This window comes from Bradyrhizobium sp. S3.2.6 (assembly GCF_040546885.1).
GTDB classification, from domain to species: Bacteria; Pseudomonadota; Alphaproteobacteria; order Rhizobiales; family Xanthobacteraceae; genus Bradyrhizobium; species Bradyrhizobium cytisi.
Genome location: NZ_JBEPOS010000004.1, coordinates 380,122 through 391,241, shown reverse-complemented (window position 1 = coordinate 391,241; position 11,120 = coordinate 380,122). Strand labels below are relative to the sequence as shown.

General features: G+C 64.8%; 11 protein-coding genes. 6 read left to right on the top strand and 5 right to left on the bottom strand.

Annotated features, from left to right (window positions below; genetic code table 11):
* Nucleotides 1-300 precede the first annotated feature (300 nt).
* From ABID58_RS12225 to ABID58_RS12200, 6 genes are read left to right on the top strand one after another with little or no spacing between them, the layout of a single operon-like run.
* The gene (locus ABID58_RS12225) at nt 301-1,479 is read left to right on the top strand and encodes an ROK family transcriptional regulator (protein ID WP_354032811.1); all 1,179 of its coding nucleotides are present in this window, start codon (nt 301-303) and stop codon (nt 1,477-1,479) included.
* 53 nt (nt 1,480-1,532) lie between these two features.
* Nucleotides 1,533-2,819, top strand: coding sequence for an ABC transporter substrate-binding protein (locus ABID58_RS12220; protein WP_148753697.1), 1,287 nt, complete (start codon nt 1,533-1,535; stop codon nt 2,817-2,819).
* A complete protein-coding gene (locus tag ABID58_RS12215) occupies nt 2,816-3,745 on the top strand; it encodes a carbohydrate ABC transporter permease (protein ID WP_187435138.1) in 930 nt (309 codons plus the stop codon). The genes ABID58_RS12220 and ABID58_RS12215 overlap by 4 nt, the downstream gene beginning before the upstream one ends.
* Nucleotides 3,738-4,595, top strand: a complete 858-nt coding sequence (locus ABID58_RS12210) for a carbohydrate ABC transporter permease (protein WP_354032796.1) — start codon at nt 3,738-3,740, stop codon at nt 4,593-4,595. The genes ABID58_RS12215 and ABID58_RS12210 overlap by 8 nt, the downstream gene beginning before the upstream one ends.
* Before the next feature lie 10 nt (nt 4,596-4,605).
* Nucleotides 4,606-5,721, top strand: a complete 1,116-nt coding sequence (locus tag ABID58_RS12205; RefSeq protein WP_354032795.1) for an ABC transporter ATP-binding protein — start codon at nt 4,606-4,608, stop codon at nt 5,719-5,721.
* Nucleotides 5,718-6,485 (top strand): SDR family NAD(P)-dependent oxidoreductase, encoded by a 768-nt coding sequence (locus tag ABID58_RS12200; protein WP_354032794.1) that lies wholly within the window; start codon nt 5,718-5,720, stop codon nt 6,483-6,485. Before ABID58_RS12205 ends, ABID58_RS12200 begins: the two co-directional genes overlap by 4 nt.
* On the opposite strand, the gene lpxB is transcribed toward ABID58_RS12200, so the two are convergent.
* The 5 genes from lpxB to lpxD form a co-directional block, all read right to left on the bottom strand.
* Nucleotides 6,482-7,663, bottom strand: coding sequence for a lipid-A-disaccharide synthase (lpxB, locus tag ABID58_RS12195; RefSeq protein ID WP_354032793.1), 1,182 nt, complete (start codon nt 7,661-7,663; stop codon nt 6,482-6,484). The two genes, ABID58_RS12200 and lpxB, sit on opposite strands and share 4 nt — an antisense overlap.
* Entirely contained in the window at nt 7,660-8,517 is an 858-nt protein-coding gene (locus ABID58_RS12190; protein WP_354032792.1) for an LpxI family protein, read from the bottom strand. The genes lpxB and ABID58_RS12190 overlap by 4 nt, the downstream gene beginning before the upstream one ends.
* A 19-nt stretch (nt 8,518-8,536) precedes the next feature.
* Nucleotides 8,537-9,328: an acyl-ACP--UDP-N-acetylglucosamine O-acyltransferase gene (lpxA, locus tag ABID58_RS12185; RefSeq protein WP_354032791.1), complete on the bottom strand. Its 792-nt coding sequence runs from the start codon at nt 9,326-9,328 to the stop codon at nt 8,537-8,539.
* Nucleotides 9,329-9,445: 117 nt separating this feature from the next.
* Nucleotides 9,446-9,907, bottom strand: coding sequence for a 3-hydroxyacyl-ACP dehydratase FabZ (gene fabZ / locus ABID58_RS12180; protein WP_148753690.1), 462 nt, complete (start codon nt 9,905-9,907; stop codon nt 9,446-9,448).
* On the bottom strand, nt 9,904-10,971 hold the full coding sequence (lpxD, locus tag ABID58_RS12175; RefSeq protein ID WP_354032790.1) for a UDP-3-O-(3-hydroxymyristoyl)glucosamine N-acyltransferase: 1,068 nt from the start codon (nt 10,969-10,971) through the stop codon (nt 9,904-9,906). Before lpxD ends, fabZ begins: the two co-directional genes overlap by 4 nt.
* Nucleotides 10,972-11,120: the final 149 nt, after the last annotated feature.

Genomic DNA, 11,120 nt, shown 5'->3' with positions numbered 1-11,120 from the left:
TAATTTATCAAATATTAATTTTTCCGCTTTTGTTATATGCGGCGGCCCCTTTGGGGTTGTGTTTTTTTTTTTTTTTTTTCTTCCTTGTTGTTGTGCCCCCCCCCCCCCCCCCCCCCCCCGCAACTCTGCGAGCGCGACAAAAATAGTGGGCACGCTTCGCTTTGCCCACCCTACGAAACTCGTGGGCCGCCCCAATCTTGCTGCCGCGCACAACAACAAGTCGCCGCATCGCGCCGGCGAACGCTTGACAGTCGAAATGCTCCGCGCGCATTCTTACACTAAGTAAGAATGACGACAGGGATGGAAATGCCGGAGCAGCCGAGAAGTCGGCGGCAGACGCGTGCTGCCATTTTGACTCATTTGCTCCAGTCCGGCGGCTCGTTCCGGCCGCCCCTGGCGCGCGCCGTGCGCCTGTCCGAAGCAAGCCTGTCGCGTATCCTGTTCGACTTGAAAGCCGAAGGCCTGATCGAGGAAGTGCGGCGCCCCGCCCCTTATGTCGGCGGCCCGACGGGTCTGGTGTCGCTCGACCGCACGGTGGCGCTTGCCGCCCTCGAGCTGACCGGCCAATGGCTCAGCGTCGGCGTTGGCGGCCTGTCGGGGGAACTGCATTACACCGAGCGTGTGCCGCTGCCGAAGAAGCCGACCGTTGAATCCGTCGGCCGGGTGTTTCGCGAAGCACTGGCGTTGCTGCGCGACTGGACGCGCCGGCGCCGCATCAGGCTCGCACAGGTCGGCGTGACCGTTCCCGGCCTCGGCCGCCTGAGTGTATCAGGCAATCCGATCATTCCGTGCGACGTCGGAGCTATCGGGGACATGTTCGGCGAATTGTTCGCGGGCGTGCCGGTCACCTTCACCAATTCGGTGGTGGCGCACGCCACATTTCACCGCTGCCGCACCGAGAACTATCCGTTCAGCGATGCGCATCTGTTCGTCTTCGTCGGCCAGGGCGTCGCGGGCGCCTGGCTGGATGATCCGATCGAGAACGACGCGCTCGACCCGGTCGAGCTCGGCCACATGGTGTTCGGAACCGACGGCCCGCGTTGCCGCTGCGGACATCACGGTTGCGTCGAAGCCTATACGTCGCTGCCGGCGCTGGCCGACCTTCTGCGCGTCACCGAAGCAGAATTGCTCCGGCTCGGCAGTGAATGGGTGACCACGATCCCCCTCACATCGCGGGTGCGCCAGGAATTGCGCCAGCGCCTCTTCAGGCTTGGCCTCGCCATCGGCAACACATTGAACGTCAAGCCATGCCGCGGCGTTGTCGTCAGCGGCTGGCCATCGCTGCTCACTGAAGACGATCGAAAGGCCGTCATCGACGGGATCGACTCCTGCCTGCTCGGCGGCCGGAAACTGGCGCAGGTGTCGCTCGCCTTCGTGCCGCCCTCGATGAGCAACGATCCGCAGGCAGCACTTGCCTTCGCCGCGCTCTGCCTGACCAGAAGCGGCGGCATGCCGGCCGCATCGACGGAGGCCGCCTGACATAGCCTGCGCGGCTCTCGCGCAAAAGAGTTCACACCCGGGAGGAACTTGCGATGCCGATCACAACAACAAGGCGCCGTCTGCTAGCTGGATCTGCTGCCGCGCTCGCGCTGCCGGCCTTTGCTCGCGCGCAAGGCGCAGTCAAGCCGCGCCTCACCGCGATCTCGCAATGGTCCGCAGGCAGCGACGGAGCGGCGATCACCGCGCTCGGCAAGAAATTCGAGGAGAAGGGCGGCATCTGGCAGCACTCGCCAGTCCCCGGCTTCACCACCGAGATGATGAACAAGCTGCGCGCCCAGATCATCGCCGGCGATCCGCCGGCCTGCTCGCAGCTCAAGGGCCCGGAGATTGCCGCCTGGTCGAAGATTGCGCCGACCGTCGATCTTGACGCCGTTGTCGCTGCCGCCGGCTACGAAAAGGTCGTCGCGCCGGACCTTGCAAAATTGCACAAGCCGGGAGGCAAGTGGATTGCCCTGCCCTTGCAGATCTACAGCACCAACATGCTGTTTCTCTCCAAGCGCGCGATGGACAAAGCCAAGGCCGACAAGCCCCCCGTGACCTGGGCTGACTTCAACGATCTTGCCGAGAAGATGAAAACCGCCGGGGTCACCTTTCCCGTCGCCAACGGTGGCACCCGCGCCGACGATGGGCAAAAATTCGAGGCCTCGCTCGCCGGCATCAGTCCCACCGCATATCGCGCAGCCGCCATGAATCTCGACAAGAAGGCCCTGGAGGGTCCCGAGATCAAGGCTGCCTTCGCACAGATGCGTAAGATCACCAACTGGATGGATCCCAATGTCGGCGCCCAACCCTATGCCATCAATTTGAAGCGCTTCGTCGATGGCGACATGGGCATGTTGATCATGGGCGGCTGGGCGCAGGGTGTGCTGCGGAACGCCGGTTTCAAGCTCGACGACTTCGTCATCGCGCCAGGCCCCAGCGACAATGGCAAGCCGGTATTCTTGCTGAATGCCGATGCCTTCATCTTCTGGCAGCGCAAGGAGCCCGATCTGCAAGCCGGCCAGATGTTGATGGCCCAGCTCGTCATGGACCCGGCGATCCAGACGATGTATTCGCAAATCACGGGATCGATCCCCGTGCGCACCGATGTCGATCTGTCCGGTGAGGGCTGGTCGGATGGTCAACGGCGAACCGCAGCCGCACTCAAGGACGCTGTCGCCAGCAATCAGGCCGTCCTGAGCCTCGCGCACAACATGGCGCAGGAAAATGGCTTGACCGCCGCGATGATCGACGTGTTCACCGAATACGCGAAGAACAAGACGATTACGCCGGATCAGGCAGTCACCCGCCTTGCCGAGGCCGTCGAGGGCTCGCGTTGACCGACGCCGTCTCGACAGCAACGCGACCGGGCTGGCCGGCGACCTCTGACATGGTGCGCCGGCTGCCCGAATATCTGATGATCTGGGTGCCGCTGCTGTTGTCCGCAGCGCACCTCATTTCGTTTTCGATCTGGACGATCTGGATTTCGTTCACGCCATCCACCCTTGTTCCGGTCACGGGCTGGGTGGGTCTGCGCAACTACAATTCGGTCCTGGCGTCGCGGAACTGGCAAATCGCCTTCGACAATCTGCTGCTGTTCGGCATCGCGTTCGTGCTGCTGAGCTTGATCACCGGTCTCGTGCTGGCGATCCTGCTCGATCAGCGCATTCGCGGCGAGAACGTGCTGCGGACCATCTTCCTGTACCCCCTGGCGGTGTCGTTCGTCGTCACCGGCACGGTCTGGAGCTGGCTGCTCAATCCCGGTATCGGGATCGAGAAGCTCGTCCATGATCTCGGCTGGAGCTCCTTCCACTTCGACTGGCTGGTCAATCGCGACATGGCGATCTGGACCATCGTCATCGCTGCGATCTGGCAATCCTCGGGCTTCGCCATGGCGCTGTTCCTGGCCGGCCTTCGCTCCGTCGACACCGACATTATCAGGGCCGCGCAGATCGACGGCGCTGGGCCGATCCGAACCTATTGGCGCGTCATTCTGCCGACGCTCTGGCCGATCACCATCACCGTCGTCGTCGTCCAGCTGCAATTTGCGATTTCGGCCTTCGACCTCGTCCGCGCGCTCACCAACGGCGGGCCCGGCATCGCGACCCAGCTGCCGGCCCTTGTCGTCTACGATTTGATGTTCCAGCGCAGCCAGCTCGGCCGTGGCGCGGCGGCGGCGGTGCTCATGTTGCTCATCCTTCTCGCCGTGCTGTTGCCCTATGCGGCGTGGCGTTATGTCCAGCGACGGCAGGCCGCCCATGCGTGACCGCAGCTTCGCGCCGAGCAGGATTTTGATCTATCTCGTCGTGACATTGTTCGCGGCCGCTTATCTCGCGCCGCTGGTCGTCGTCGTGCTGAACTCGGTCCGGACCAATGAGGAGATTGCGCAGGGTTCGATGATCGGCTGGCCGCAACACATGGCCTGGCGCAACTACCTCACTGCCTGGAGCGGCTTTTGCATCGCCGAGACCTGCGCCGGTATCCGGCCGTACATGCTGAACTCCGCACTCATCACGATCCCCGCGACGATTTTCTCCACCCTGCTCGGTGCTGTCGCGGGTTACGCCGTGTCGCTCTGGCGTTTTCGCGGCGACAACTGGATTTACGGCATCGTCACCCTCGGTCTCTTCCTGCCCCAGCAGATGCGCTTGCTGCCCTGGACCATCGTGTTGCGGGACATCGGGCTCATCAACACGCTGTGGGGCCTCGTGCTGATTCACACGATCCAGGGGCTTTCCTTCACCGTGCTGTTCTGCCGAAACTACTATATCGCCATTCCGCATGAACTGATCAGGGCGGCGCGCATCGATGGCGCCGGGTTCTTCCGTATTTTCTGGCGCATCATCCTGCCGCTCTCGTCCCCCATCCTGATCGTCACAGTGATCTGGCAGTTCACGCATATCTGGAACGAATTCCTCTATGGCGTGACATTCACGACCGGCCAGCAGCAGCCCGTGACGGCCGCGCTCATCGCGCTGTCTGCCGCGGTCGCGGATATCCCGCAGCACGGCGTGCAGAGCGCCGCGGTGATCATCGCGGCGCTCCCCACTTTGCTGATCTATCTCTTCGGCGGCAGGTATTTCGTACGCGGCCTCACTGCCGGGGCCGTGAAATGATGGATGTGTCATGGCAGCACTAAGCATTCGCGCCCTGTCGAAGCGCTACGCCAATCTGGAAGTGCTGAAGGGCATCGACCTCGACATCGAGAGCGGTGAATTCACCGTGCTGGTCGGTCCGTCCGGCTGCGGCAAGTCCACGCTGCTCAACATCGTCGCCGGGCTCGATCGGCCGAGCGACGGCACGATCGAGATCGGCGGACGCGTCGTCAACGACGTGCCTCCGAAGGACCGCGACATCGCCATGGTGTTCCAGTCCTACGCGCTCTATCCGTCGATGACGGTGCGCCAGAACATCACCTTCGGCATGGAATGCCGACACGTCGCCAAGGCGGAGCAAGAGAAGGCGTTGGCGAACGTGGCCAAGCTGCTGCAGATCGAGCCGCTGCTCGGCCGCAAGCCGTCGCAACTGTCCGGCGGCCAGCGCCAGCGCGTGGCGATGGGGCGCGCGCTGGTGCGCGATCCCCTGCTTTTCCTGTTCGACGAGCCGCTCTCCAATCTCGACGCCAAGCTGCGGGTCGAGATGCGGATGGAGATCAAGCGGCTGCACCAGCGCATCGGCGCCACCATCATCTATGTCACCCACGACCAGATCGAGGCGATGACGATGGCAACCCGCATCGCCGTGATGCATCGCGGCGTGGTGCAGCAATTCGCCGACCCCGACACGGTCTACCGCTATCCGGCCAATCTGTTCGTCGCCCGCTTCATGGGCTCGCCGCCGATGAACACGATGCCGGCACGGCTCGAGGCTAATGCCGGCGGGCCTGTGGCGGTGATCGGCGCCGGCCGGCCGGACGAGGTCCGTATCCACTTGCAAGACTACGACGCAGCTACGTCCTATGTCGGCCGCGAGGTGGTGCTTGGGATCCGGCCGGAATGCATCGCCGAGGGGGATCGCGTGTTCTCTGGCGCCACGGGCGCGCCTGTTATCGTCACCGCGCCGGTCGAGCTGGTCGAGCCCACCGGCGCGGAGACCATTGTCCTGCTGCGACTCGGCGGCGAACCCGCGCAGGCGCGCATCTCGCCGGAGATCCGCCCGACCCCGGGCGGGACCGCCTCCTTCGCCCTCGATACCCGCCGCATTTGCCTGTTCGACCCTGAGACGGAGCGACTGATCGCATGACCAAGACGAGCTACCCCGACCTCGCGGACCGCGTGGTGCTGATCACCGGGGGCGCCAGCGGCATCGGCGCCGCCTTCGTGCGCGCTTTTGCGAGCCAAGGTTCCCGCGTCGCCTTCCTCGACATCGACGCCCAGACCGGTGAAACGCTGGCGCACGAGGTGGCGAAAACGTCCGGCACCGCTCCGCTATTCGTGCCCTGCGACCTCCTCGACATCGACGCCCTGCGCGCGGCGCTGGCGAAGGTGCAGGGATCGCTGGGCGATGCCGCGGTGCTCGTCAACAACGCCGCCAATGACCAGCGCCAGGTGCTATCGGACGTGACGCCGGCCGAATTCGACTGGATGATCGGCGTCAATCTCAAGCACGTCTTCTTCGCCGCACAAGCCGTGGTGCCGCAGATGCAGGCGCGCGGCGGCGGCTCGATCGTCAACATGTCGTCGGTCGCCTGGATCCGCGGCGCACCGGCGCTCCCGGTCTACGCCGCGGCAAAGGCTGCGATCGTCGGCTTCACCAACTCACTGGGCCGCCGGTTCGGCGCCGACCGCATCCGCGTCAACGCGATCGCGCCTGGAATGGTGATCACCGAGCGGCAGCGGAAGCTGTGGTATCCGGACGAGCGGCAGATCGCCGAGATGCGCACGCGCCAGGCCATTCCCGATGCGGTGACGCCCGATGATATCGCCGACATGGCGCTCTACCTCGCCTCCGACGCGAGCCGGCGCATCACCTGCCAGTGCTTCCGGGTCGACGGCGGCTTGGCCTAGCTTCGCCGTCCCTTCCGCATCGTCGTGAGCACGATGTCGGCGGCGAGCACGCTCGGTGATTTGTTGCCGGTGGACATGATGGTGTCGAGCTGGGCGAAGGCTTCGAGCTGTTGCTTGCGCATCGGCGTCTCGCTCAGCATCTCGGCCAGTGCGGCAGCGAGCTTCTCCGGCGTGCAGTCCTCCTGTAAAAATTCGGGAATTACCTCCTTGCCGATCACGAGATTGGCGAGGATCACCGAAGAGACCTGGATCGCGCGGCGCAGGATGAAGGCCTCCATCGCGCCGACGCGATAGGCGGTCACCATCGGAATGCCCGAGAGCGCGAGCTCCAGCGTCACGGTGCCGGATTTCGCCAGCGCCGCGCGCGCGATCCGGAATGCGGCGCGCCTCTCGGTTTCGCCGACCACGATCTGCGGCTTGACCGGCCAGGTCGCCACGCCCGCGCGGACGGTGGCCTCGAGATGCGGCATCGTCGGCAACATCAATTCGAACGCGCGGCCCTCGTCCTGCAATCGCCCGAGCGCGGCGCCGAACAGGCCGAGATGATGCCGGATCTCGCTACGGCGGCTGCCCGGCAGCACCAGCAGCACCGGCGGCTCGCTGTCGCGGCGCTTTTGCTCGTCAAGGTTCGGGCGCAGCGACGGCAATTGCTCGATCAGGGGATGGCCGACATAGCTGCATGGCGGCCCTTTCAGCTTGCGGTACTCCTCCGGCTCGAACGGCAGCAGACCCAGCACGTGATCGACATAACCGAGCATCGCGCGCGCGCGGCCGGGCCGCCAGGCCCAGACCGAGGGCGAGACGTAGTCGATGACGGGGATCGCCGGATTCTTCGCACGCACGCGGCGCGCGACGCGATGGGTGAAATCGGGACTGTCGATGATGACCAGCGCGTCGGGCGCGGACTCGGTCACGGCATCCGCCGTCTCGCGGATCAGCCCCAGGATCTTCGGCAATTGCTGCACCACCGCGGCAAAGCCGACGATCGACAGCTCCTCGATCGGAAACAGCGTCTCGAGCCCCTCGCGCGCCATGGTGCGGCCGCCGACGCCCTCGAACTGCACGCCGTCGCCGAGGCGCTGGCGCAGCACCTTCATCAGCGCCGAGCCGAGCCGGTCGCCGGATTCCTCCGTCGCGATCAGAAAGATCTTCCGTTGGGGATCGCGGGTCGGCATCACGCGGGCAGACCGACGACGAAGAGATATTTGGCGTCGGCGAGCCCGATCATCGCCTGCGGCTCGGCGGCGATGGTGTTGCCGGCGATGACAGCGACACCGGCAAGGCCGGCCTTGGCGACGCCCTCGATCGTGCGCGCGCCGATCGTCGGCAGGTCGAAGCGCAAATCCTGGCCGCTCTTCGGCGCCTTCACCAGCACGCCACGCCCCGTCGCGGCACGGATGCGGCCCTCCTCGCGCAGCCGCGCCACGCGCGCGAGCAGCGCATCAGTGCCCTCGATGTCCTCGACCGCCACCACATGGCCGTCGATCACCACGGCGGCCTGACCGATGTCGAACGGCCCGAGCGCGGTGAGCACCGCACGCCCGCGTTCGATGTCGCCCTTGGCATTGTCGGCCGGCCAGGCGCGGGTGACGCAGCCCTCGGGCATCAGCAGGTCGGGCGCGACGTCCTTGATGCCGACCATGCGAAAGCCGCCTTGCTCGAGAATGCGGCCGACACCCGACAACAGATGATCGTCGCCGCCGCGAAAGGCGCGGATGACGTTGCCGAGCAGCCGCAACGTGGTGACGTCGAAGCGGATTTCCGTGAGCGAAGGCCGCACCAGCGTGCCGATGAAGATCAGGTCGCGGCAGCTCTCCTCGCGGAACAGCCGCATGGCGCGGCCGAGTTGACCGACCGAGATCCAGCGGTGGCGGAATTTCTCCACCTGTACCGGATCGCAGGCGCCTCGCAGCGGAAACAGCACCGGCGTGATGCCGCGCGCGGCGAGCGACTCGGCCACCGCGAACGGCATCGCGCCACCGCCCGCGACCACGCCGACCGGTGATGAAACGCCTGGAGCCGCCGATGTCATATCCGCGGCCATCCCGGCGTCACTTCTCGATGGCGGGAAGGCAGAGCGGACGCTTGCCCTTGCCGATGAAGCCGAGGATTTCGGCGATCGCAGGATCTTCGCTCTCGAAGGACCGCGCCGCCTCCAGCCGCTCGGCGAAGGTGCCGGGGCCATGGAAGAGCTTTTGGTAGAACGCACGCACGGCTGCGAGGCGCTGCCTGGTGAACTTGCGCCGCTTCATGCCGATCAGGTTGAGGCTCTCCAGCACCGCATATTGACCGTTGGCGAGCCCGTACGGGATGATGTCGTCGCGCACGCCCGAGAGGCCGCCGACCATCACATAGGAGCCGATGCGCGTGAACTGGTGCACCGCGGACAGCCCGCCGATATAGACGGCGTCGCCGATCTCGCAATGACCGCCGAGCGTCGCCGAGGTCGCGAAGATCGCGTTGTTGCCGACCATGCAATCATGGCCGACATGGCTGTTGTTCATGAAATAGCCGTCGTTGCCGACGCGCGTCTTCCCGCCGCCCTTGACGGTGCCGACGTTCATCGTCGCGCCTTCACGGATGGTGCAGCCGGACCCGATGTCGAGCGTGGTCGGCTCGCCCTTGTAGCTGAGGTCCTGCGGCGCGCCGCCGAGCACCGCGAACGGCGAGATCACGCAATTGTCCCCGACCGAGGTATGGCCGATGACGGTCACCTGTCCAATCAGCTTGCAATTGGCCCCGATCCGGGCGTTGCGACCGATGATGCAAAAGGGCCCGATCTCGGTGCCCCCGCCGATCACGGCGCCGTCTTCCACCCGTGCGGTGGGGTCGATCTTACTCATCAAGAAGGTCTGACTATGTGTTGAACTTGCTCGGCTTTCCGGTGGTTAGCGCGACTGCGCCCGATCTGTCCAGTGACGTATGATCTCGGCGTGTTTCGCCGCTCTCGCCACTCCCCCTCAGTCCGTCAGCATCGCCCCGACATCGGCTTCGGCGACGATCTGGCCGTTGACCTTGGCGTCCCCGTGAAACCACCACATTGCCTTGCGGCGGCCGACCGAGCGCATGTGATACTCGATGGTATCGCCGGGCAGCACGGGCTTGCGAAACTTGCACTTGTCGATGGTGAGGAAATAGACCGCGCGCGGCTTCTCGGTGCCCTCGACGGACTTGATGCCGATCACGCCGGCGGTCTGCGCCATCGCCTCGATCATCATCACGCCCGGATAGACCGGACGTTCGGGGAAATGGCCCTGGAAGGCCGGCTCGTTGAAGGTGACGTTCTTGATGCCGATGCCGCTGTAATCGGCCCGGATGTTGATCACACGGTCGATCAGGAGCATCGGAAAGCGGTGCGGCAGGGTCTGGAGGATCGCATTGATATCCACCAGCTCGAACTTAACAGGTGATTCCGCCGTCATTCCCGTCCCTCGTCCTTCGGATCGGCCTTGCTGTCGCGTACCAGGCGCTCCACCGCGATAATTTCCTTGAACCATTGTTTGGTCGGCTTGGCAAAAAAACCGCCCCAACGACCGTTCGGCGGGATGTCGTCCTTGACCCCGCTCATCGCGGTGACCTGGGCTCCGTCACCGATCTTGAGGTGATTGTTGATGCCGACCTTTGCTCCCAGCGCCACGTTGTCGCCGATCGTCAGGCTGCCCGCGAGCCCGATCTGGGCCGCGAGCAGGCAGTTCCGGCCGATCGTCACATTGTGGCCGATCTGGACCTGATTGTCGATTTTGGTGCCCTCTCCGATCACCGTGTCCCGCAAGGAGCCGCGATCGATGGTGGTGCCGGCGCCGACTTCCACATTGTTCTGGATCAGCACACGGCCGGTCTGGGGCACTTTCAGATGGCCCTCGGGGCCGAAGAAGATGAAGCCGTAGCCGTCCTGGCCGATCGAGCAGCCGGGGTGGATCAGCACGTTGTTGCCGATCAGTGCGCACTGGATAGCCGTGCGCGCGCCGACATTGCAGTCCCGCCCGATCTTGACGCCCGGACCAAGAACCACACCGGCGCCGATCACGGTGCCGCTGCCGATCTCGACATCGGGACCGATGACGGTCAGCGGCTCGACGATGACGTCGTCCTCCAGCCGCGCCGACGGGTCGATGATGGCCGATGGCGCAATGCCTTCATTGCCGAACCAGGATTGCGGGCGCAACGCATCGCCATGCCATTCCCGGGCGATCCCGACAAAAGCGCGGAACGGCTGCGCCACCCGCAGCACGGCCACGTGCGCGGGCACCTGGGCCTCGAAGCGCGGACTCACAAGACAGGCACCAGCCTTGGTCGCCTTGAGCTCATCGGCGTATTTGAGGTTGTCGAAGAACGCCAGATGCATCGGGCCGGCTTCGTCCAGCGAAGCAAGACCCGTGACGACATGACCGCCCCTGACAGGGTCGACCAGTTGCGCCTTGGTCAGCGCGGCGATCTCAGCCAGCGTTGATGCCGGCGGTTTCCTAAAGAAGGTCGGCTGCGCCATTCCACCCCGTCGCGGTCCGGCTTCGGCATGAAGCGGAAAGGCCGCATCATGCCTTATCTCATGGATTGAGCACGATCTTTTTGGCGACCGGCCGCAGGGAGTTCCTGGAAGCAATTGCTACAAGGAACTCCCGAGCGGGCGGATCATGC

What these genes read in the sequence shown, in the direction of transcription:
- ABID58_RS12225 (WP_354032811.1), top strand. Translation starts at nt 301, where the DNA reads ATGGAAATGCCGGAGCAGCCGAGAAGTCGGCGGCAGACGCGTGCTGCC.
- ABID58_RS12220 (WP_148753697.1), top strand. Translation starts at nt 1,533, where the DNA reads ATGCCGATCACAACAACAAGGCGCCGTCTGCTAGCTGGATCTGCTGCC.
- ABID58_RS12210 (WP_354032796.1), top strand. Translation starts at nt 3,738, where the DNA reads ATGCGTGACCGCAGCTTCGCGCCGAGCAGGATTTTGATCTATCTCGTC.
- ABID58_RS12205 (WP_354032795.1), top strand. Translation starts at nt 4,606, where the DNA reads ATGGCAGCACTAAGCATTCGCGCCCTGTCGAAGCGCTACGCCAATCTG.
- ABID58_RS12200 (WP_354032794.1), top strand. Translation starts at nt 5,718, where the DNA reads ATGACCAAGACGAGCTACCCCGACCTCGCGGACCGCGTGGTGCTGATC.
- ABID58_RS12190 (WP_354032792.1), bottom strand. Translation starts at nt 8,517, where the DNA reads ATGACATCGGCGGCTCCAGGCGTTTCATCACCGGTCGGCGTGGTCGCG.
- lpxA (WP_354032791.1), bottom strand. Translation starts at nt 9,328, where the DNA reads ATGAGTAAGATCGACCCCACCGCACGGGTGGAAGACGGCGCCGTGATC.
- fabZ (WP_148753690.1), bottom strand. Translation starts at nt 9,907, where the DNA reads ATGACGGCGGAATCACCTGTTAAGTTCGAGCTGGTGGATATCAATGCG.
- lpxD (WP_354032790.1), bottom strand. Translation starts at nt 10,971, where the DNA reads ATGGCGCAGCCGACCTTCTTTAGGAAACCGCCGGCATCAACGCTGGCT.